The sequence below is a fragment of the Bradyrhizobium sp. Unk1 genome, from assembly GCF_059512345.1.
The window spans coordinates 49,937-72,635 of the sequence record NZ_JCAMOP010000026.1; the positions used below are offsets into that span (position 1 = coordinate 49,937).

General features: G+C 64.5%; 18 protein-coding genes. 4 read left to right on the forward strand and 14 right to left on the reverse strand.

Going from position 1 to position 22,699, the window contains the following annotated elements:
- Positions 1–31: 31 nt before the first annotated feature.
- Entirely contained in the window at positions 32–757 is a 726-nt protein-coding gene (locus AC5ZFO_RS29425; protein ID WP_166342597.1) for a Crp/Fnr family transcriptional regulator, read from the forward strand.
- 10 nt (positions 758–767) lie between these two features.
- Here the strand turns inward: AC5ZFO_RS29425 and atzF are convergent, their stop codons facing one another.
- The 9 genes from atzF to flgB form a co-directional block, all read right to left on the reverse strand.
- The gene (gene atzF / locus AC5ZFO_RS29430; protein WP_282523031.1) at positions 768–2,153 is read right to left on the reverse strand and encodes an allophanate hydrolase; all 1,386 of its coding nucleotides are present in this window, start codon (positions 2,151–2,153) and stop codon (positions 768–770) included.
- A 168-nt stretch (positions 2,154–2,321) separates the two neighbouring features.
- On the reverse strand, positions 2,322–3,338 hold the full coding sequence (locus tag AC5ZFO_RS29435; protein ID WP_496122893.1) for a Tim44 domain-containing protein: 1,017 nt from the start codon (positions 3,336–3,338) through the stop codon (positions 2,322–2,324).
- Between the two features lie 223 nt (positions 3,339–3,561).
- On the reverse strand, positions 3,562–6,144 hold the full coding sequence (cckA, locus tag AC5ZFO_RS29440; protein WP_496122894.1) for a cell cycle histidine kinase CckA: 2,583 nt from the start codon (positions 6,142–6,144) through the stop codon (positions 3,562–3,564).
- Positions 6,145–6,298: 154 nt separating this feature from the next.
- Complete coding sequence (flhB, locus tag AC5ZFO_RS29445; RefSeq protein ID WP_282523028.1) at positions 6,299–7,378, reverse strand: flagellar biosynthesis protein FlhB; 1,080 nt, start codon at positions 7,376–7,378, stop codon at positions 6,299–6,301.
- A gap of 7 nt (positions 7,379–7,385) precedes the next feature.
- Positions 7,386–8,156, reverse strand: a complete 771-nt coding sequence (gene fliR / locus AC5ZFO_RS29450) for a flagellar biosynthetic protein FliR (RefSeq protein WP_212095509.1) — start codon at positions 8,154–8,156, stop codon at positions 7,386–7,388.
- Between the two features lie 17 nt (positions 8,157–8,173).
- Positions 8,174–8,437 carry a flagellar biosynthesis protein FliQ gene (gene fliQ / locus AC5ZFO_RS29455; protein ID WP_014494021.1) on the reverse strand — a complete coding sequence of 88 codons (264 nt, stop codon included), beginning with the start codon at positions 8,435–8,437 and terminating at the stop codon, positions 8,174–8,176.
- 176 nt (positions 8,438–8,613) lie between these two features.
- On the reverse strand, positions 8,614–8,922 hold the full coding sequence (gene fliE / locus AC5ZFO_RS29460) for a flagellar hook-basal body complex protein FliE (RefSeq protein ID WP_008142413.1): 309 nt from the start codon (positions 8,920–8,922) through the stop codon (positions 8,614–8,616).
- A 16-nt stretch (positions 8,923–8,938) separates the two neighbouring features.
- Entirely contained in the window at positions 8,939–9,364 is a 426-nt protein-coding gene (gene flgC / locus AC5ZFO_RS29465) for a flagellar basal body rod protein FlgC (protein WP_014494020.1), read from the reverse strand.
- Between the two features lie 94 nt (positions 9,365–9,458).
- Positions 9,459–9,863, reverse strand: a complete 405-nt coding sequence (gene flgB / locus AC5ZFO_RS29470) for a flagellar basal body rod protein FlgB (RefSeq protein WP_014494019.1) — start codon at positions 9,861–9,863, stop codon at positions 9,459–9,461.
- A gap of 349 nt (positions 9,864–10,212) precedes the next feature.
- Between flgB and AC5ZFO_RS29475 the strand changes: the two genes are divergently transcribed.
- Positions 10,213–11,196, forward strand: coding sequence for a flagellar biosynthetic protein FliO (locus AC5ZFO_RS29475; RefSeq protein WP_496122895.1), 984 nt, complete (start codon positions 10,213–10,215; stop codon positions 11,194–11,196).
- Positions 11,193–11,948: a flagellar type III secretion system pore protein FliP gene (gene fliP, locus AC5ZFO_RS29480; RefSeq protein WP_063982286.1), complete on the forward strand. Its 756-nt coding sequence runs from the start codon at positions 11,193–11,195 to the stop codon at positions 11,946–11,948. Before AC5ZFO_RS29475 ends, fliP begins: the two co-directional genes overlap by 4 nt.
- A gap of 161 nt (positions 11,949–12,109) precedes the next feature.
- On the opposite strand, the gene AC5ZFO_RS29485 is transcribed toward fliP, so the two are convergent.
- The 5 genes from AC5ZFO_RS29485 to AC5ZFO_RS29505 form a co-directional block, all read right to left on the reverse strand.
- Positions 12,110–12,346 (reverse strand): hypothetical protein, encoded by a 237-nt coding sequence (locus AC5ZFO_RS29485; protein ID WP_282523741.1) that lies wholly within the window; start codon positions 12,344–12,346, stop codon positions 12,110–12,112.
- 81 nt (positions 12,347–12,427) lie between these two features.
- Positions 12,428–16,174, reverse strand: coding sequence for a tetratricopeptide repeat protein (locus AC5ZFO_RS29490; protein ID WP_282523740.1), 3,747 nt, complete (start codon positions 16,172–16,174; stop codon positions 12,428–12,430).
- A 230-nt stretch (positions 16,175–16,404) separates the two neighbouring features.
- Positions 16,405–16,599 carry a hypothetical protein gene (locus AC5ZFO_RS29495; protein WP_496122896.1) on the reverse strand — a complete coding sequence of 65 codons (195 nt, stop codon included), beginning with the start codon at positions 16,597–16,599 and terminating at the stop codon, positions 16,405–16,407.
- Between the two features lie 36 nt (positions 16,600–16,635).
- A complete protein-coding gene (locus tag AC5ZFO_RS29500; protein WP_496122897.1) occupies positions 16,636–17,499 on the reverse strand; it encodes a tetratricopeptide repeat protein in 864 nt (287 codons plus the stop codon).
- 54 nt (positions 17,500–17,553) lie between these two features.
- Positions 17,554–18,246, reverse strand: a complete 693-nt coding sequence (locus AC5ZFO_RS29505; protein WP_282523737.1) for a FecR family protein — start codon at positions 18,244–18,246, stop codon at positions 17,554–17,556.
- Positions 18,247–18,616: 370 nt separating this feature from the next.
- On the opposite strand from AC5ZFO_RS29505, the gene AC5ZFO_RS29510 reads away from it, so the two are divergent.
- The gene (locus AC5ZFO_RS29510; protein ID WP_496122898.1) at positions 18,617–22,684 is read left to right on the forward strand and encodes a VCBS domain-containing protein; all 4,068 of its coding nucleotides are present in this window, start codon (positions 18,617–18,619) and stop codon (positions 22,682–22,684) included.
- Positions 22,685–22,699 lie beyond the last annotated feature (15 nt).

Genomic DNA, 22,699 nt, shown 5'->3' on the forward strand with positions numbered 1-22,699 from the left:
ATCGATGCCGGGTCTCACAGGGGAGCCGGCGATGCACAGGGCGAATAGCGCGATAGCGGCAGGCGTGATGCTGGCCGAGTCGGACAATCTCGTCAGGCCGCTGCCCGGCTTGCTGGACGGTCTCAACCGGGCTGATTGCAATCGGTTGCGTGCGATCGGACGCGAGAAGGCCCTGGAAGCCGGCCAACTGGTTTGGTCTCAGGGCGACACACAGGCTGGGATCTACCTGATCAGCGAGGGACGCATACGCAGCTACTATGCGGCGCCGTCGGGGCGTGAGGTCACGCTCGCCTACTGGTTTCCCGGCAACTTCGTCGGTGGCCCCGATATATTCGGAACGGGCCCGCACATGTGGTCATCGGTTGCGGCCGAACCCAGCCTGTTGACGTTCATGCCGGGACTGGCGCTGCGGCGGCTTGCGCTGGAATCGCCGGCGATCGCCGTCGCCTTGCTGGATGCCCTGGCCTTCAAGGCGCGATGCTATTCGGCGATGGCCCAGATGCTCGGGACGCGCTCGGTGACGGAACGGCTACATAGCCTGTTGATCTTCCTGTCGCATGTCTACGGCGTGAAGCGCGACGGCGAGATCGTCATCGGGATGCCGTTTACCCACGGCGATCTCGCCAATCTCATCGGATCCACCCGCCAATGGGTGACAGTACAGCTCGCACGGCTCCAGGAGGAAGGCGTGATCAGGTACGACAGATCCGTGATTTCGATCCTGGATCTTTCGACGCTCGAGCAAGAGATGGAATAATATCCGTCCGTCAGCCACCAGACTTCAATTCGAACGCCGCTCGGCCTGCACTGACCTCGAACCGCCGCGCCAGTCCGATCAGCGCGCGATCATGCCAGGCCGGCGCCAGCAGGGTCACGCCCATGGGCATGCCGTTCGGCAATGTCGCGTTCGGAACCGCCACGCCGCACAGATCGAGCAGATTGGCAAAGTACGAGTAGTAGCCGAGGCGATTGTTGAGGGTGATCGGATCGCGATCCATCTCCTCCAGCGTGAACGGCCGCGGTGCGGTCGGGACCACCAGCGCATCGATACCCGCAAAGATCGCCTCGGCGTCGCGGCGAAGCCGGTGCAGCCGGTGAATGGCACCAAACGTGTCGATCGCCGAATACCCAGCGGCTGAGCCCAGCACGGTCCTCGTGACATCAAGCAGGGAGCCGGAATCGATGTCCATGAGCGAAGCGATGGCCGAGTGCCGCTCCGCGACCCAGGGTCCGCTGAACATCAACTCCCCGGCCTGGCGGAACGGCGCGAAGTCCACCTCGATCGCCGTTCCCCCGATCTGCGTGAAACGCTCGCAGGCGCGCTCATAGAGCTCGCCGCATTCCGGCATGCCGAAGCATTCGAGATCGGCGGACGCGATGCGGCCGAAGCGGAAGGATGGCACCGTCCCTGTGGCGAAAGAAAAGGCCCTGGGCAAGCGGCTGTAGGGATCTTCGAAATCGAACCCTTCGATGATTTCGATGATCGCCTCGCCGTCGCTGACAGTGTTGCAGAACACCGAAACGCAATCGATCGTCGGGCAATTCGGCACCAGCCCGCGTGATGACACCAGCCCAACGGTCGGCTTGATTCCGACGATGTTGTTGAAGCCGGCAGGTATGCGGCCGGACCCGCCGGTATCGGTGCCGAGCGCGAACGCGACGTGCCCGGCCGCCACGGCGACCGCGGACCCGGAACTGGAGCCGCCCGCAATATAGCGCGCATCGGCAACCGACGCGCAGGGGCCATAGGGCGAACGTGCACCGGACAGGCCTGTGGCGAACTGATCGAGATTGGTCTTTCCGAGACAAATTGCGCCGGCCGCGGTGAGGCGTTCGACGCTGTGCGCGGAATGCCAGGGCGTGTAGCTAAATGCCGGGCATGCGGCCGTGGTCGGCATTCCCTCGACATCGATATTGTCCTTCACACCAAAGGGAATGCCGAGCAGTGGAAGATTTTCGCCTGTCCGCGCGCGCGCCACGAGCTTCCGGCATGCTTCGAGCGCCTCCTCCCGCGGGCGGAGATAGATCCAGCAATTGCGGTCTCGCTCGGCCTCGATCCGGTCATACGCCGTTTCGATCGCCTCCAGCGGCAGGGACGAATTCCTGGCAATGGTTTCGTGATTTGTCCTGGAGCGCGCGACAGACTGGCTCACCGAATATCTCCCTCTCGAACCGGCAGGCGCGAAATTGCGGGAGCTCTGCGCGGGCAACAAGCAATTAAGTGCTTCGCGCAATTGGTCGGCCGTATCAGGATATCAGCGGCTCAAAGAAAAAGGGCGCCGTGCCGAAGCACGACGCCCTTGTCTTTAACCTGCGTGCGATCAGTTGGTCTGCTGGATCGCCGACAATTCCCAGCCGTTGCCTGGACGGCGGGCGAAGGTCCAGATCTCGGTCGCCTCGCCCGGCTGCTCGCTGCCGGCGACAACCGCACCGCTGTTGCGGTCCAGCGTCTTGTCGGTGAGGGCGAAGCGCAGCGCCACCGTGGCGTATTCGGTCTCGCCTTCGCGCCAGGCCTCCGCGAGGTCGCCCTGCAACAGCTTGACGTTGGTCACCTTGTTGACAACGTTGCGCGCGCGGTTCTGGCCAAGGTCCTGCTCGAAATAGGAGACCATTTCCGGCGTCGCGAGCGTGTGCAGCTTGGCCACGTCCTCGTTCGACCAGGCGGCCTGGACATCGCCGAGCAGGCGCTCGAACGCCTCATAGTCGTCAGGCTTGATCTCGAGCGGTGCGTTGTTGGCGCCGAAGCCGAAGCCACCAAGTCCACCGCCGAGGCTGCCGCCACCGAGGCCGCTGCGATAGTTCGTCTGCGGTCCCGGACCGCTACCTGCATCAGCATTGGCGTAGACCGCCTGCTGCGTATGGCGGCGCTGCCACCACGACATCGCCAGCCGCACCACCAACACCACGAGCGCGATCTGGATGATCAGGCCAATGATTGACGACAGGCCGCCGAGGCCACCGAACAGGCCGCCGCCGAACAGCATGCCGAGCAGGCCGGCGCCGAGGAAGCCGGCCGCAAGGCCGCCCATGAAGCCACCGGCGCGGCCGAACAGGCCGCCACGCGCGGGTGCGGCGGCAGCCGAATTCATGCCGGCACCCGGCTGGGTATAGGTGCGGTTGAACTGCGAGGTCGAGCCCGGCGCGGTCGTGGTCGAAGGCGGCGCCGAATAGGTGCGCGAACCGCGCGAACCCGACGACATGCCACCACCGACGCGGGCGTCGGCGGACGAAATCACCAGCGCAGTCGGCAGCGCAAGCGCCAGCATGACGGCGAGGGTCTTGAAGAGAGTGAGGGAGCGTTGCGAGAAAGTCATGTGCGTTTCCCAAATCCCCGGCATGGGGACGTGCTCCTAAGATGGGCAGACTTCCCGAAAAGTGAAGCCGGTTTCGGAACTTATGGCTGCGGCCCTCAGTCGCGGGGATGTGGCAAAAGCCCATATTTGGCGGGGGTTTGGCCGGGGAGCCGGAGGAACAGCGGTCGCGGGTTACCGGCGGGCTTACGAGGCGAATTCCGCTTTTCCCCGTCATTGCAATGACGGAGAACGTGACGAGCGCGCGCCGTCACCCCGCCTTTGCCATCGTCTCCTTCACGGCTGCCACGAGCTGGCTGAGCGTGAACGGCTTTGGCAGGAAGTCGAATTGCTGGCCTTCGGGCAGGCTCTTCTCGAAGGCATCCTCGGCGTAGCCGGAGACGAAGATGAACTTGATGTCGGGATTCTTCTCGCGCATCGCCTTCAGCAGCGTCGGGCCGTCCATCTCAGGCATCACGACGTCGGAGACGACGAGATCGATCGCACCGCTCTGCTCCTCCAGGACCTCCATGGCCTCGACGCCGTTCTCGGCCTCGACCACGGTGTAGCCGCGCGAGCGCAGGCCGCGTGCGTTCAGCGCGCGCAGGCCCTCTTCGTCCTCGACGAGAAGGATGGTGCCCTGTCCGGTAAGATCGGTGCGCGGCTTGGCCTCCGCCGCCGCAGGTGCGGTCTCCTTCGCGGCGCCATTGGCCGCGCCGACCACTGCTGCGGGCTGCTCCTGCACCTCGGGCTCGGCGTGATGGCGCGGCAGGAAGATATGGAACGAAGTCCCCTGCCCCGGTTCCGAGTCCACGTAAATGAAGCCACCGGTCTGCTTGACGATGCCGTAGACGGTGGAAAGCCCGAGGCCGGTGCCCTTGCCCACTTCCTTGGTCGAGAAAAACGGCTCGAAAATCTTGTCGCGGATATCGGCGGGGATGCCGGTGCCGGTGTCGGCGACCTCGATCCGCACATAGTCCGCGGGCGGCATGCCCTTGTAGGCAAGCTTGGCTGCTTCCTCAGCGGTGACGTTGGCGGTGCGGATGATCAGCTTGCCGCCATCGGGCATGGCGTCGCGCGCGTTCACCGCGAGGTTGACGATCACCTGCTCGAACTGGGAGACGTCGACCTTCACCGGCCAGAGATCGCGGCCGTGGATGGTCTCCTGCTTGACCTTCTCACCGATCAGCCGTCGCAGCAGCATGGCGAGATCGGAGAGCGCATCGCCGAGGTCGAGCACCTGCGGCCGCAGCGTCTGCCGCCGTGAGAACGCCAGCAACTGCCGCACCAGCGTCGCGGCGCGCGTCGCGTTCTGCTTGATCTGCATGATGTCCTGGAACGACGGATCGGTCGGCTTGTGCGCGTTCAGCAGGAAGTCGTTCGCCATCATGATGGCGGAGAGCACGTTGTTGAAGTCGTGGGCGATGCCGCCGGCGAGCTGGCCGACCGTCTCCATCTTCTGCGACTGGTTGATCTGGTTCTCCAGCGCGCGCCGCTCGGTGGTCTCGAGCATGTGCACGATGGCGGCTTCGGCGTCGTTCTCGGCGGCATCGACCGGCGTGACGAAGAACTGGCCCCAGCGCTCCTTGGTTCCTTCGAGCGCCACCTCGACCGGCGCGACGTCGGCCTGGCCCTCCGCGGCCTGGTTGATGGCCGTGATCAAGAGGTTCCGGTCGCGCGAATTGACCGCGCGGAAGATCGACTTGCTGGCGCTGTCGAGCCCGAGAGCCTGCCCGAGCTTGGCGTAGCGCGCGTTGGCGCGCACGACGTTGCCACCGCGGTCGACGGTCGCGATCGCCATCGGCGTATGGTCGAAGAAGCGCATGAAGCGCACTTCGGCGGCGCGGTCGGGGTCGCTGCGCTCGTCGCGGGCACGGCTGATGACGAGCGTGCGCGACGGCCCCGGTGCACCGTCGGCGCCGAAGGCGAGCTTGTGATAGAGCCGCACCGGCATGGTCTTGCCGGTGCGCATGCGCAGGTCGATGTCGAAGACTTCCGTCTTCACCTCGCCCGGCACCGCCACGATCGCGGTAAGCAGCGAGGCGCCATCGCCGGAGACGATGTCGGTGAGCTTCAGCCCGCCCGAGCCGATCTCGGCGAGGTCGTAGTCGAGCCAGTTGGCCAGCGTCGCGTTGACATAGGCGAGCTCGCCGGCCGGATTGACCGAGAAGAAGCCGCAGGGCGCGTGATCGAGATATTCGATCGCGTGCTGGAGTTCCTGGAACACGTCCTCCTGGCGCTCGCGGTCGCGGGTGATGTCGGCGATCGACCACACCGCGTATTTCGCCTCGCGCTTCCCGGTGCCGAGCGGGCGCACCCGCATGCGCAGCCAGCGGCCCTGGCTGCCGTCATGGCCCGAGATGCGCACCTCTTCCTGCTGCCGTTTTCCTTCGCGCGCGGCCTTGAGCAGGCGGAACACGGCTTCGGAGACGTCGGGGTTGCCGATGAAGACGCGCTCCACGGGCCGCACCTCCTGCGGTCCGCTTGCGCCGGTGAGCGTCAGATAGGCGGCGTTGGAATAGACCACGTGGCCGCGGGGATCGGTCACGGCCAGGCCGTCGAAGGCGTGGTCGGCAATGCGCCCCATCACGGGATCGTCGAGACTGCGGTCGACGAAGCGGATGATGCCGGCGGCGAAGGCGAACAGGTTGAACAGGCCGACCATCGCCAGCACGGCGAGGATGCCGAGGATATAGGGCTGGGCCTGCGCGCGCCCGAGCGTCATCAGCCCGACGGCGACGGCGACGAGGCCGGCGGCCACCAGTAGCACGAGCGCAATGCTGCCCGAGCGCGGCGACGGCTCGTGCGCCGCAACGGGCTCGCGTGTGAGGTCGTGGTCGGTCTCGGCAGTCATTTCAAGCTGGCACAGCCTGTCGGCAGAGAATCAACGCGCTACGGGGCGCGTGGGGTCCTCCCTGCCTGAATCGGACCCGCAGGCGCAAGGGCAGCAAGGGCGAAAGGTACGCTGATTCCCAGATTACGGCCATTTCCGGTACTTTTCGGGTATTTTATCCGCGTCCGGCACCGAATCCGTGCTTCAGCCGCATGACGTAACCGATGACCTCGGCGACCGCATGGTAGTGCTCGGTCGGGATTTCCTGGTCGATTTCGACGGTGGCATAGAGCGCGCGGGCGAGCGGCACGTTCTCGACGATCGGGATGTCGTGCTCTCGGGCGATCTCCCGGATCTTGAAGGCGAGGTTGTCGACGCCCTTGGCGACGCAGATCGGCGCAGACATTCCGCGCTCGTAGGACAGCGCAATCGAATAGTGGGTCGGGTTGGTGATGATCACGGAGGCCTTGGGAACCGCCGCCATCATGCGCTTCTTGGAGCGCTGCTGGCGCAATTGCCGGAGCTTGCCCTTGATGTGCGGGTCGCCTTCGGACTGCTTGAACTCTTCCTTGATCTCCTGGAGCGACATCTTCTGCCGCTGGAACCAGCTGCGATACTGGAAGAAATAGTCGCCAATGGCGATGATCGCGAGCGCCGCGACCACTGCGCCGAGCAGATGAATGGTCAGGCTGGTGCTGGCGCCCAGCATGGCGGCCGGATCGAGCCTGACCATCGCCTCCATGCGATGGCGCTCCGGCCACAGGACCACGGTCATGACCGCGCCGAGCACGATCAGCTTGCCGAGCCCCTTGAGGAAGTTCGCGGCCGCCTGCTTGCCGAAGATGCGCTTGAAGCCCTCGGCCGGCGACAGCTTGCTGAATTTGGGTTTGAGGGATTCGGCCGACCAGACCAGGCGATGCTGGAGCACGTTACCGGCAATCGCCGCCAGCACCAGCATCAGCAGGGGCACGCCGATCGCTGCGAGCACGGCGACCTCGATCTGCTGCATCAGCGCGAGCAGAGCCCTGCCGTCGGTCTTGATCATCCAGGAGTTGGCGAGCAGGTTGCGCATCGGCGTCACCAGCCCGCTGCCCACCGAGCCCGAGAAGGTGGAGACCACGAGCGTGCCGCCCGCGATCATGAACCAGGTGTTGATCTCCTGGCTCTTGGCGACGTCGCCGCGTTCGAGCGCCTCTTCGAGGCGCTTTTGTGTCGGGTCTTCTGTTTGACTGTCGGGATCGTTGTCGTCTGCCATCGATCACCTATCTGAGCGGCATCATCTGGTGCATCACACCGATGAAATAGTCGAGATACGTGCCCATCATCGCGGTGAGCACCACGGCGAGCACCAGGAAGCCCGCGAAGATCGACAGCGGCACGCCGACGAAATAGACCTGCATCTGCGGCATCAGCCGCGCCAGCACGCCGAGCCCGATGTTGAAGACGAGGCCGAACACCAGAAACGGTCCGGAAAGTTGCAAGCCCAGGCTGAACGCGGCGGCAAAGGCGCGCGTCGCCAGCGAAGCGACGTCGCCGCTCGATACGGTCTCTCCCGGCGCGAAGATCGTGTAGCTGTCGTTCAGCGCGGCGATCACCAGGTGATGGCTGTCGGTGGCAAACAGCAGCGTCACCCCGAGCATGGTCAGGAAATTGCCGACCAGCACGCCCTGCTGTCCCTGCGTCGGATCGACCGAAGTGACGAACCCGAGCCCCATCTGCTGCGCAATCACGGCGCCCGCGACCTGAAGCGCCGACAACGTCACGCGCGCGGTCGCCCCCAGCACGATGCCGATCACGATCTCATGCAGCATCATGACCAGCAGCGGCGCGATCGAGCCCATGTCGACGTGGTAGGCGTTGCGATGCAGCGGCAGGATGATCAGCGTGAGCAGCAGCGCGATCGCCAGCTTGATCCGCGTCGGAATGTTGGTCTCGCCCAGCCCCGGCAACAGCATCACCATCGCACCGACCCGGGCGAAGGCGAGCATGAAGGAAGCGGCGAGCGCCGGCAGCAGCGAGACGTCGATGCGCATGTCGGGCGCATTGTGCCTCAGCCGCCGATGATTCGCGACGAGATCCGCATCATGTGGGAATGGAGTGCGTCAGCCATGAACGGCAGCGCCAGCAGCATCGTGGCGAAGATGGCCAGGATCTTCGGCACGTAGATCAGCGTCTGTTCCTGGATCTGCGTCAGCGCCTGGAACAGCGACACGACGACGCCGACAACGAGGCCGACCACCATCAGCGGCGACGACACGATCACGATGGTCCAGATCGCATCACGCGCGACGTCGAGGGTTTCAGGTCCGGTCATGTGCAGAATTCCTTGTTCATTTCTCGCCTCCTCACCCCTGTTCCGAGCGAAGCAAAGGCTTATCCCCGTCTTTGCGAGCGCGCAGCGAAGCAATCCAGACTGTCGCCAGCAAAAAAGATTCTGGATTGCTTCGCTTCGCTCGCAATGACGATTGGGGCGAGCGCGAGCGCCAAAAATCAGATCGGCATCTTCATGATGTCTTCATATGCCGCGATCACGCGGTCGCGGACCGAGACCAGCGTCGACACCGCGACGTCGGTGTCGGCGACCGCCGTTACTACGTCCATCACGTTGGCCTTGCCGGCGGCCATCGCCACCGTCTGCGCGTCGGACTTGCGGCCGGACTCCATGACGCTGCCGACAGCGTCTTTCAGCAGCGACGCGAAAGACTGCCCGCTCGCTTCGCTGCCCTTGCCGGCGCCGCTGTTCTCCAGCACGCGGGCGAGGTTGGCATAAGCATTGGCTGCGATTGTCGGTGATGCCATGGCTCAAATGTCCTGTTCAGCTCTTGAGGATGTCGAGCGTGCGCTGGATCATCCGGCGCGTCGCACTGATGATGTTGAGATTGGCCTCGTAGGACCGCTGCGCGTCGCGCATGTCGGTCATCTCGACCACCGAGTTCACGTTGGGATATTTGACGTTGCCGGTCGCATCAGCCGCCGGATTGTTCGGCTCGTATTTGGTGCGAAAGTTCGACTGGTCCGGCTTGATCCTGCCGAGGGTGACGACCTGCGCGTCGAGCGTGCGGTCGAGCGCGGAGGAGAAGGTCGGCACCTTGCGCCGGTAGGGATCGCCGCCTGATGTCTGCGAGGTCGAATCCGCGTTCGCGATGTTTTCGGAGATCACCCGCATGCGCCCGGCCTGCGCGCGCAGGCCGGAGGTCGCGATCGCCATCGAGCGGGCAAAGTCGCTGCTGTCATTCGCCATGATGCGCTTCCCTTAGCTCTTGAGCATGATCTCCGCGCAAACGCTCCGCGTTTGTCGCGAGGGAAAACCGCCGCACACTTTTCCGGATCATGCTCTAGCCCTTGCCGATCGCGGTCTTGAGCAGACGCAGACTCTTGGAATACAGCGAGGTCACCGCCGCATAGTCCATCTGGTTGCTGGCGGCCTTCATCATCTCTTCCTCGAGATTGACGGCGTTGCCCGCGGGACGGGTCTCGAAACCTGCATTCCTGTTCTGGTCGAACGCCGAGGCAGCACCTGACGGCGTCATGTGGGAGCCGCTGGTGCGGGTGAGCGCCAGGGGGCCCATCGAGCCGGTGACCGCCCCCGCCTTGTCGAGCTTCGGCTCGACCAGGTCGCGCGGCCGGAATTTGGGCGTGTCGGAATTGGAGACGTTCTCGGATAGGACGCGCTGGCGTTCCTGGTGCCACTGCATCTTGGTGCGAAGCGCCGACAGCTCCGGGAGGTCGTTGATGGACATCGTTGCGGCTCCTTCCGCCTCTCGGACCAAAGGCCCGAAGCTAGGCAGAATTTGCCGCGTGTATGGTTAACAGGTGGTTAAAGATGGCGTCGATGCATGTCCCTTGACGGAACACCACTTTGCGCCCCCGTGATTCTACGCATCCAAAAGTGGCATTAACCCAACCGTTTGGCGGGCCTTGCACAGGCCAAGAAGTCGTTTTGGATCGGGCGATTCATAGGTTATTAAGAGCTGGGGACGGCAAAACTTGCCGTGGGACGTTAAGAAATCGCAGTTTGGGGCATCCCACGCCGATGGTCGGCGCGTCTGACCATGGGCACGAGAAAAGCGCCATTTGTCGGGGACAAGTATGCAAGGCAGCCCAATCACCTTCATCGTGGCGTTCATCGTCGTTCTGGCGTTGATCGGCGTCGCCGCATGGTTGGTTCGCCGATTCGCCAGCAGCCGGCTCGGTGCCAACACCCAGCGCGGCCGGATGCCCCGGCTTGCCGTGATCGATGCCGCCGCGGTCGATGGCCGGCGCCGCCTGGTGCTGGTCCGGCGCGACAATGTCGAGCATCTCCTGATGATTGGCGGTCCCACCGACATCGTCGTCGAGCCCAATATCGTGCGCGCCGCGCCCGGCCGCGACCAGCTTCCGCAACGTTCCAATGCCGCCGAGCCGCCGCGCCTTGCCCCGATGCCCGATACCAGCAGCTGGACCGACGAAGCTCCGCGGCCCGAACTGCTCGATCATCCCGAACCGCAAATGCCCGAGCCGCCGCCGCCGCGGCCGCGTCCCTCCTTCGCCGACGAGGTCCGCCGGCCCGCTCCCGCACTGGCCGAGCGCCGCAACGAACCGCCACTGGCCGGCTTTCCGCCCGAGCCGATTCTGCCGCCGCGCCCCGAGCGCGAGGCACGCCCCGAGCCGGTTCCGCCGCGCATCGCCCGCAGCGAGCCTCCGCTGATGCCCCGTCCTCCGCGGCAGAGCGAGCCGGTGAAAGTGCCGCCGGTGCGCGCCGAGCGCGCGGCCGCGCCGCCGCCTCCTCCGCCCGCGCCGCAGGCTCCGCCCGTTCCGCCGCCGGCCCCCGCTCCTGCCGCGCCCTCGAACGCCGAGCAGAATCTCGCCGAGATGGCTCAGCGTCTCGAAGCCGCGCTGCGCCGCCCCGCCGGCGAGACGGTCGCGCCTCCGGTTGCGCCGGAGCCGCCCGCGCCACCCCCGCCCCGCGCCGCACGCAGCGAGCCGCCGGCCCCCCCGGCTCCGCCCGCAAAGCCGGCCGCGGAGAAGACCAGCTTTGAAAATCTCGAAGACGAGATGGCCTCGCTGCTCGGCCGTCCGAAGCCGTCTTCGTGAGGCTGCCGGCCCTCCCGCGTAGAGTTGTTTTTCTTTCTGTCCTGATCGCCGCGGCTTCGCTCGCGATGCCTGCGCATGCGCAGGACATCAGCATCAATCTCGGCGGTCAGGGGGGCGGCGTTACCGAGCGCGCGATCCAGCTCATCGCGCTGCTCACGGTGCTGTCGATCGCGCCGTCGATCCTGATCATGATGACGTCATTCACGCGCATCGTGGTCGTCTTGTCGCTGCTGCGCACCGCGATGGGTACGGCGACCGCGCCGCCGAACTCGGTAATCATCGCGCTCGCGATGTTCCTCACCTTCTTCGTGATGGGACCTGTCCTGCAGAAGTCCTACGACGAGGGCATCCGCCCGCTCGTCGCCAACCAGCTTGGCGTCGAGGACGCACTCCAGCGCGCTTCCGTCCCCTTGCGCGGCTTCATGCAGAAGAACGTGCGCGAGAAGGACCTCAAGCTGTTCCTGGATCTCTCGGGCGAACCACCGCCGGCCACGCCGGACGACCTCGCACTGCGCATCCTCGTTCCCGCCTTCATGATCTCCGAGCTGAAGCGCGCCTTCGAGATCGGCTTCCTGCTGTTTCTCCCGTTCCTGATCATCGACCTCGTCGTCGCCTCCGTGCTGATGTCGATGGGCATGATGATGCTGCCGCCCGCAACGATCTCGCTGCCGTTCAAGCTGATCTTCTTCGTGCTGGTCGATGGCTGGTCGCTGGTGGCGGGAAGCCTGGTGCAGAGTTACGGGGGCGGATAACTGCGGCTCCATCCGCCGTCATGCCTCGGCTTGTCCGGGGCATCCAGTACGCCGCGGCCTTTCGATTTCATCACTGCGGTCTCTGGAATACTGGATCGCCCGATCAAGTCGGGCGATGACACCGAGAACGTGGCGTACAGTGAGACGGCGTCGACAGCGCCCTACCCCTCCACGTCATACTGCTTGCTGAGGTGATCGCCGATCTGCACCAGCATGGCGACGCTTTCGGGGAAGCCCGGCTTATCCGTCGCGGCCTGGTCGGCATCGGCGCGGAATTCCCAGCTGTCGCCGTCGCGGACGATCGAGATGACGAGGTCATCCGGACCATCGGCATGGACCTTCAATTCGGCCCGCGCCATGGCGATGAGTTCGGCTTCGGTCTTGGCAGGCTTGCTCATATCGACGCTCTCCCGGCGTGAAGACGCGCAGGTTGCCGCTTCAACGGGCACCTGTCGAGAGGCCTCGTGGTAGCAGGGTTCCTACCGCGTCATCTTGATCTGCCGCACGACGGGGATCGTGGGCAGCGAGCCGGTGTGGTCGGCCTCGTCCTTGGCTTGCGGCGAGGCCGGCGCGCGGGCGGTTGCGTCGGGGAAGCGCTGCTTCATCTCGCGCAGGAAGCCGTCGAGCGTGTCGACGCTGGCAGCAAGCTTGGCGATCTCGGCGAATTCGGCGCTGGAGGACGCTGCCGGCTTGCTCGCGATGTCGAAGGCGACCCGGTCCGCACTCTCGCTCATCAGCGGCGCATATTTCTCGCGGAAGCGCGACAGGCCGATCGAATCGTCGGCGAGCGCATAGCCGACGGCGGCACGGATGATGTCGCTCTTCTCCACCGCGTTGAGCGGCTTGAAGTCGCGGAAGCGCTCGCCGTAATAGAGCTCGATCTGCTCGGCGGATTCGCGCCAGCGCCGCGCCGCCCAGAAGATGTCGGAGCGCAGGCGGAGCACCTCGCGCCCGGAAACGTTGGAGACGATGTCGAGCGCGAGATCGTGGCGGCCGACGTCGCTCTGTGCGCGCGCCTCCAGCAGCAGCCGCTGCTGCCGCAGCTCGCCGGAGAGATCGCTGATGCGGCTCGCGCGCAGCGCCGAGATCGCCATGTCGGGCTTGCGGTTGGCGAGGTAGATCATGGACAGGCGCGCGGCGACCTGGGCGCGGGCTGCGCCTTCGAGGCGATGGTCGACCTGATACTGCAACAGCTCGGCGGCCTGGTCGAGCAGGTCGATCGAGGCGAGACGGTCGGCGAGACGGCGGATCAGCTCGTCGCCGCGGCGGCCGATCGGCGTCAGCTCGCGGAACTCGTAGAACATCCCGAGCGCTTCGACCGGCGGCAGCTCGTCGCCCTTGGGGCCCAGGAAGATCTGCGTGAATAGGTCGGAGGCGAGGTCCTGCGCCTGACGCGAGGCCTCGGCGTTCGGCTGGAGCCTTGTCGCGGTGCGCGCCGCCCTGAGCGCGTCCCGGTAGCGCCCGTTCTCGGCATAGATCTGGGACAGCATCTGGAGCGTCTTGACCTCGATCGAGTCGCCCCGCCAGGTCATCGACAGCGTCTCGAGCTCGCGCAGCGCGTCTTCCTTGCTGATCTCGTCGCGCTTCTGCCGCAGCGCCACTTCGAGCTGCTTGGCCTCGGCCGCCGCCTGACGATCGTTCGAGGCGACCGCGAATTTGTAGTCGTCGAGCGCGTCCTTGTCGTGGCCGAGCGCCTCGGCGAGCCGGCCGCGCAGCACAGCGAAGCCAGGCGCCGCCTCGGGCGATATGCCGACCACCTCGATCTCGCTGCGGCGCTTGGAGGCGCCGGCATAATCCTTCACCTCGAGCGAGGCGCGCATTGCCTCCATCGTCACGATGCGCTGGATGTCGATCGGCAGCGAGGCGATGGCAAATTCGACGTTCTTGAACTTCTCGCGCGCATCCGCCCACTTGCCCTGGCGCGCATAGGCGAGCGCCTTCCACAGCTGGGAATCGTGGCTGTTACCGATCACGGGATTAGCGAGGTCCTTCAAGCCCTGCGCTGGCCGGCCGATCAAGATGTTCGCGATCGCATGCATGATCAGCGCGCCGCTCTCCTCCTTGTTGAGGGGATCGGCCAGCATCAGGTCGGTCACCGACTTGGCTTCGTGGTACATGGCGCGCGACATGTAGAACTGGGCGAGATCGAGCCGCGGCAGCGAGCGCTGCGCCGGCTCGACGGCCGAGATCGCCGTGATCAGGCTACCCTGGCGCGTCCAGAAATCCTCCGACTGGCCCTTGCGCCAGCCTTCCGGACTGAAGACCGGCCGCACCGCGGTCGGCGCCCGCTCGGCGGAGATATCGACCGGCGACAGCGTCAGTCCGCCCTTCTTGCCGAGAATGACCTTGTCGGATCCGACCTCGACGCCGACCTCGTCGGAGTTCGGCCGGATCGCGATGCCGTGCGCGGATTCCAGCAGCGAGAGATCGACGAGATCCTGCCGCTTGATGAAGCCGCGCACCGGCCGCTGCCCGGTGACGACATAGAGCGTGTCGCCGGCGTCGGGATCGGTCAGCTTGTGCAACAGGCCCGGATTGGCGAACGGGATCGCGATATTGGCGAGCGCGGGGTCGGTGATGTTGCGCGACATCATCAGCGGTAGCGGCGTCGCCTGGATCTTGTCGGCGAGCGTCAGGAGCCAATTGGTCTCCTTGCCGATCTCCTCGCTCGTCAGCGAGTAGACCAGCGGCCGGGTGAGACGGATGCGGACGGCCTGCCCCTTATCGAGCGGCATGCGGCTGACCTCGCCGATCATCGCACCGCCCCGGCTGCGGATCGCCTCGACGTCGATCGGCTTCGGCGTATCGAACACCAGCCACACCGTATCGCCGCGGCGGAACGCCGCCGCAGGCGTTGCCACCTGAAGCGGGAAGATCACGCGCAAGCCATCGCTGTCGCGGCGGACATCGACGCTGGCCACGGTGGGCTGCGGCGCGGCCGGCGCCTCGGCAGGTGCGGCCTTGATGCTGTCCTTGACCGGCTCTTTCGCAGCCTCCTTCACGATCTCCTTGGGCGCTTCGGACACCGCGGGCTTGACGGGCGCGACCACAGCTTCCGTTGTCGGCGCGGCGGGCTTCGACACGTCCTTGGGCGGTTCCGCAGCATGCGGTGCTTCGGCCGCGGGAGCCGGCGCAGGCTTCGGTGCGTCGACCGGCGGCATCGCCGCCGGAGCTTCCGGCTTCACCTCGGGCTTCGCTTCGATCTTGGCTTCGATCTTGGCTTCGCGCGCGATCGTCTCGGACGTCGGCGGCGCGATCTCGCGATGGACCTCCTTCGGCTTCTCGGCCGCCGGCTTTTCCGGAGCCGGTCCATGGCTTTGGGCCACAGGCTTCGCCTGCGCGATCACCGCCTCAGCCGTCGCGGCGGTCTTGCCCTTGTCGGGTTGGAAGGAGATGTCGACGACGTAATTCTTCTCGTCGCGGAAGGAGTGCACGTCCGAATCGCCGATCAGCGCGATCTCGACGCTGGTCTGGTCGATGTCGGACTTCTGCTTGATCGAGGCGACGTTCGGAGGCGCGGCGACGACGGCGTCCGCCAGATCGAAATTGAGTCCGGCATTGAACGCGAGCGTCAGCTTCTGCTCGTTGAGCACGGAGGACACGCCGACGCCGTCGGGCATCTCGAACACGAAGCGCACGAAAGTCGGCTGCACTGAGGCGCGCACGCGGATCTGCGGACGCTTCTTGGTCTCGGCTGCGGCGCGCTGGGCGCGCAAGGCACGTTCCGCGACACGCGCACGCTCGGCCAGTTCCTTGACCACGTCCATGGGCAGGCTTGGCGGCGGCCCCTTCCAGCCCTCCGGCAAGAGATCGATGAAGGTGCGCTCGCCGGCATTCATGGTGTTGACGGTGACACGCCGCGCCAGTGACAGGCGGATGGCGCTGCCGTCGGGATCGCGGCGGGCAGAATTGACGTAGTCGGGCGCACCTTCCGGAACGCGATCGACGGGAACGTCGACCGCCCGGTCGAAGCGAATGATGAGAATGGAGCCGGCCGTCGTCACCTCGGAGGGAACGTCCTCGCCCAGCTTGATCACCAGACGGGCAAAGCCGCCACCGGCCGAGAAAGTCGCCTCGCCCCGGACCACATCGGCGGCGCGGGCGGGCGCACCGAGGCCGATCAGCAGGCAGGCCGCCAGCACGGGTGCCTTGCGGACATGGCGCGACAGCCCTCGCGCCAAAGCGCGGGCTCGCGACATAAATCCAGCGGCAGCCTTCTGCGCCATTGGCGGCGTTTCTTCCAATTCGGCGGTCCATGCCAGCACTGGCGCCGGCGCGTGCCGTCGACTGTAGGTTTTGCCAATTAAGGACTTGTTAATGCTGTAATGACGAATTCACCCGGCACAGTGCGTCGCGACGCCTGCTTGCGGGCTCAGGCATTCGTGCTTCGAAATCTGGAGAGCAAGTGGTTAAGGAGGTGTTAACACCCCTTCGGTCGCCCCGTCAGGAATGCCAATCAACCCCCTCGATTGGCCGGCAAGGCATTCACCTTGCCTCGCGCTTCGCGAATTGACTGCAAGGTCAATCGCTTTTCCGAGATTCGGCTCTCGATGTACTCACGCTCGAGATCGGTCAGCGGTGTGTTCAACAACCGCTGATAGCGGCGAATGCTATCGTCGTGAGCTTGAATGAGCGCGAACCTTGCATCCATATTCACCTCCGATTCGTTCCGCCTCACCGGGCCAACTCAGTCGTAATCGACGCCATAACGCGCGAACTCGTCGCCGATGTTCTTCTGAATTGTCTTCGCAGTCGAAATGTCAGATTTTCCGCCGGTCGCATCGCCTTGCTTCAGCTTGGCAAGCCCGCGGCCAAAGAGCGCGCTCGCCAGTTCCGGGGCGGCTCGCAGGGCAGAATTGTAGTCATCGATCGCCGCACCGAACTCACCCATCTTCAGGTGGATCAGCCCACGCGAGTCGTACACGGCGGCGCTGGTCGATCCCGATTGAAGCGCTCTGTCGCAATCCTCCAGCGCTTCTCGCGAGGCACCAAGAACCGCCCGGGTCCAACATCGTCCGCTCCATGCCGCCCGCGAGGCGGGCTGGAGACGGATTGCCTCGTCGTAATCATGCGCCGCGCGCTGGTGGTCGTTTTTCTTCAGGTAGGCTCCGGCGCGGTTGATGAAGGCAGCGCCATAGCCGGGATCGAGCTTGATCGCATCATCAAAGGCTTCGATCGCGAGCTCATATTCGCGTCTCCTCAAGTGAGCCACGCCGCGGTTGTTGAAGGCCTTTGCGTATGTCGGATTGAGTGCGATCGACTGATCGAAATCGCTGATGGCGCTGTCGTAGTCGCCCTTTGCAGTGTAGGCGTTGCCGCGATTGTTGTACGCGATTGCCAGAGCCGCCGTCGAGTCTGGACGCGCCTGTATGAAAGTCGTGCAGGCACCGATCCGGGCATCGAGCGAGGTGGTACCCGTCCCGTTGCACAGTTCGATATTGCTGAGATAGCTGTCCTTCACCCTGGAGCTTTGGGCCACGACCGGCAAGCCGACCAACATCAGGACGACAAGCGCCAGTCCGCCTTCGGCAACGGAGGATCCTGGTTTCATGTCAGGCTCCCGATCTTCTGAGATCTGGCGATTGCACCGGGTCGGACCAATTCTCTAGCAGCCGCGGCAGATGTTCAGATTGAGCCTTTTCTCGGCCCTTTGCTCGGGTTGGCGTGTCCCCGCAGCACCGGGCTTCTTCGTATATTTGTCCTTGCCCTCTTCGATCAGAGTGGAAAACCTGGTGGTTCCGTCGTCCGAGATTTCGACGTGAGGTGTGGTGCCTCGAATGCCCATCGTCGCGACCGGCGTTTCGATCTTCATGTCTCCGGTCTTCGCAACCTGGCCGGCAACAAAAACGAACGTTCCCTTGGTCAGGTTGAAGGCTGTCGAATTGGACTTTCCACCCGGCTCGTAGACGTATTCGTCCAATGTCATGCGGGCGTTGCTCGACAAGTTGAACGAAGTTCCATCGACGAAGTTGATGCCGACCCGACTGTCGGCACCGGTTCGAACCACATCGCCCAAATAGACGGGATCACCGATCTTCGTCTGGATGGATTCGCCCCCGACGTTTGCCTGGACAATGGCGGCGCCCGCATGCTCGATGATGACCGAGCCATCGGCTGCCACAACTTTCCCGATTGGCTTTGACGACGAGTCCAGCACGGCGCGCCGCGGAGAATCATCCTGCGCCTGAACCGGGCGGGGTGACGAAGCGGCCAGCGCAAGGACGAGACCTGCCACGAGAACAATCGTTGCACGAGTGCCCATGGCTTCCTCCTTTTCGAAGAAATGATCCTCGAGCATCCGAACGGCTCCGACAGCGCCGGCGAAAGCCATCGGGGATAATGGCAGACCAGCCGCAGCAAGCCACGACAGCCAAAATGGTTATTCCGGGGTAATCCGAATGGCTGATCGCCGTGTCCAAAAGAGTCACTATCCGCGCCAGGCAATTTCAAACAGCTTTTGGCGCTGAAAGCGGTGCCTTCGGGCGAAACGACAGCAATTCTGCCGTGATCAGCCTGGGCGGAATTCTCGGAAACGACGACTTTTAGCGGGCATGGCTGAGGTTGCCGGCACAAAATTGTTCCCGATCGCGTGACGCGGCAAGCCGGCCAAGATGCAGCGGCATAGGGCGACGCCTGAGGCCGACCGCTCGGGCAATCGAGGTTGAAAAATGGCCGTCACGTCCACTGGAGAGCACGGGGACGAGCGCGAAGCCGCTGCGGGCCTGCATCGCCGCGTGAAGACGGCGAAGAGCAGTCCTTCTGATGTACCCGCTATTCAATCTCATGAGCGAGCCTCTGCCGGCCGTTTCGGGATGCTGTCGCTCACGGCATTGCTCTTCTCGATGATCAAAGAGGTCAGGGCCGCAGACCCGAACGCAACGTTCCTGGACGACGATACGATTACATACAAGGACTTTGCACACGGCACGTTCGAGCTCACGACCAAGGAACCAATCCCGCGGAACATCATCGTCGAGGACCCCGGACAAACCGTCGTGCTGAGCAAGGTCGGCTCAGGGCTTGCCGTGAATCAGCTCGACAACAGCCCCACGCGCATGGAGGAGCTGCGGGTGGCCCAGCAGGAGGCGCTCGAAAATTTCTCGAAGGGATTTGGCAAGAACGGGTCCGGCACCCCTCCGTTCGTCGAATCTCTGCCGCTGGAGCCGATCAATTTCATCGCGCCCGCGGGGCCGAACGCGCTGCCACCGTTGCAGCCGATCATCGTCACGGTGCCAGACATCATCACGCCCGTGCGGACGGCGCCGATCTTGAATGTGCAGGCGGGCCCGCTTGAACTCGACACGGTCGCGTTCGACGTCTTCACCGCAACAACGGGAACGTTCAGCGCCAGCAGCTCCAGCGCCGCGCTGACTTTCGGCATCAGCGGAGGCGCTACGGGCGCTACCGCGCTGCAGGGAGCGATTTACGACGTATCGAAGACCAGCTCTTTTGGCACGCTTTATCTGAACAGCACGACTGGCGCCTATGCCTTCGTTCCCGACAGTGGCGCGATCAATGCGCTGAAGACGCCGACCACCGATAGCTTTGTGATCACCGTGTCCGACGGGTCGCTTTCGGCTCAACAGACCTTCACGATCAACATCAACGGGGCCGACGACGCGGCGATCATCTCCGGCACGACGACCGGCTCGTCAGTCGAATTCGGCGGCGTCGCCAATGCCGCATTCGCCCCCCCTCTCACGACCGGTCTCACGACCGGCAAGCTTTCGGATGTCGACGTCGACGATCCCGCCAACACTTTCACGGCCGTCAAATCGCCGACGCACAGTGCACACGGCTACGGCAGTTTCACGATGACCGCCGATGGCGTCTGGAGCTACACGCTCGATCAATCCAACAGCGCAGTACAGGCTTTGAACGTCGGCCAGACGCTGACCGACACCTTCACGGTGACCAGCATCGGCGGGACCCCGCAGTTGATTACCATCACGATCAACGGCTCCAACGATGCTGCCGTCATTTCCGGGACGACGACCGGCACCGTGACGGAAGCCGCATGTTGGAAGCCCGGAACTCCAATCGTGACCGGCAAGCTTGCAGATGCGGACGTCGACAATACTCCCGACAGCTTCACGCCGGTGACCTCGCCGAGGGCGAGCGACCACGGTTACGGCTGCTTCCGGATGACCGCTGACGGCGTCTGGACCTACACGCTCGATAATACCAATTGCGTCGTGCAGGCGCTGAACGCCTACGACACCCTGACCGACACTTTCACCGTGACTACCATCGACGGCACCGCGCAGGTGGTGACGATCACCATCCAGGGCACGAACGATCCGGCCATCATCCACGGCTGCATCACGGGCTCGGTGACCGAGCCCGATTGCAGGGAACACGGCAAGCCGACGGCGAGCGGCAGACTGACTGACACCGACGTCGACAACGCGCCGAACACATTCACGCCGGTCACTTGTGCGACACGGAGCGCGGGCGGCTACGGCAGTTTCACGATGACCGCCGATGGCGTCTGGAGCTACACGCTCGATCAATCCAACAGCGCAGTACAGGCTTTGAACGTCGGCCAGACGCTGACCGACACCTTCACGGTGACCAGCATCGGCGGGACCCCGCAGTTGATTACCATCACGATCAACGGCTCCAACGATGCTGCCGTCATTTCCGGGACGACGACCGGCACCGTGACGGAAGCCGCATGTTGGAAGCCCGGAACTCCAATCGTGACCGGCAAGCTTGCAGATGCGGACGTCGACAATACTCCCGACAGCTTCACGCCGGTGACCTCGCCGAGGGCGAGCGACCACGGTTACGGCTGCTTCCGGATGACCGCTGACGGCGTCTGGACCTACACGCTCGATAATACCAATTGCGTCGTGCAGGCGCTGAACGCCTACGACACCCTGACCGACACTTTCACCGTGACTACCATCGACGGCACCGCGCAGGTGGTGACGATCACCATCCAGGGCACGAACGATCCGGCCATCATCCACGGCTGCATCACGGGCTCGGTGACCGAGCCCGATTGCAGGGAACACGGCAAGCCGACGGCGAGCGGCAGACTGACTGACACCGACGTCGACAACGCGCCGAACACATTCACGCCGGTCACTTGTGCGACACGGAGCGCGGGCGGCTACGGCAGTTTCACGATGACCGCCGCCGGTGTGTGGACCTACACGCTCGACACCACCAACTGTGCCGTGCAGGCGCTTCCTTCCTGCGAGACTTTGACCGACACCTTCACGGTCACGACCATCGATGGGACGGAACAGACCATAGCCATCACAATCCACGGCGCCGACGATCGCGACCATTTCGGCCACGCGGCAGCGCTCGATGCCGCCGATCCGCCCCACGCCGCCGCGCCCCCCGAAGACAATGCGGCTGCGCGAGCTTTTGCCGCCGGTCCGACGGTGGCCGCGAGCGCCCTTGACGCGAACACGGATGGCATCGGTGTCTCCGGCGAAAGTCCGGATCATGGCAAGATCGGCACAAACGACAATTGCGACACCTGTCACGACGGGCACGAACAGACCCTTCTTGCCGGCGGCTCCAGAGACGATCATTTCGTCTTTGCTTCGACGTCGAATTCCAGTGCAGCGCGACCTGATATCATCTCTGGTTTCAAGGCAGACTCTGAGCGGAGCGACGTGATAGCGCTCGGCGCGCTCACCCTCTCCGTTCTGGCACTCGACCACTCCAGCACGGTGCTGCCCGCACATACGATCGCCTGGCTCTACGACAGCTCGGCGAACCAGACCATCGTGTACGTCAATGCGACGGATCAAAGCCTGAGCATCGGCAATTCCAGTCTGGTGGAAATCCATCTCGATGGCTTCTCCACCGTCCAGACGTCGGATTTCATGCTCGCGCTGGAAACGTCGGGTCATGCGATGGCAGCCGAGCCGGCCAATCTGGAAGCGAGCGCGGACAACGACGCGACCGGTAGCCCGACGACGGCGACCAGCCTCTCATCAGGCGAAACCGTCCATGAGCGAGCCGCCCTGATCGACGGAGACGGGCCCGGGCAAGCCGTGAAGGCGCGCGGGTGCAGGTTCGATGCCGATTGCGACCGGATTGCCCTCGTCAGCAACACCCAGTTCGTTCAGCCCGACGATACGAACACGCGATCGGACGCGTCCAGCAGCGAGAGCGTGGCCGCCGCGGTGAGCCACGTGCAGCCCGTCAACCAGCTTCATTCCACGGCAGTTGCGGAGAATAGGTTCGTATTCGACAAGCTGACACCGTTCGACAACGGCAAGGAGATCGCGCCCGCTTGGGAGCGCGTGGCCGCCAAGGACAGCGGCCCGGTCACACCGTCCACGGTCGACCCGAGCATCGAGTCCGGCCCCGATTCCATCGAGACGTCACACCACGAAAATCACTTCCGCGAGCATCATCATGGCGACCCGATAGCCGAGGACGGCCTTCCTCGAGGTGCTTGGGTCCACCTCGGGGACTCATTTCATTTCAAGCAACACGGCTCTGACGGTTCGGGTGACATTGCGCCCCTGCCCTGGCACGCGGCAGTCGAACCCTACGCCACCAGGGATGGCGCTTTGCATGGCCACCGTTCAGAGCTCAGCGCAGGATGGGACGATCCTTCGGACCCGTCCGGTCATCACGAGCATGCTGGCGTCGTCCACGGATCCAGGCCGGCGTCGATGCCTGAACCGTCCCCGCCGCATATTGATCCGGCTCACGGGGCGGGCTCAGCTCACGCCCACGTGCCGCACGATCTGATCGTGTGAAGTCCGCAGGGCGAC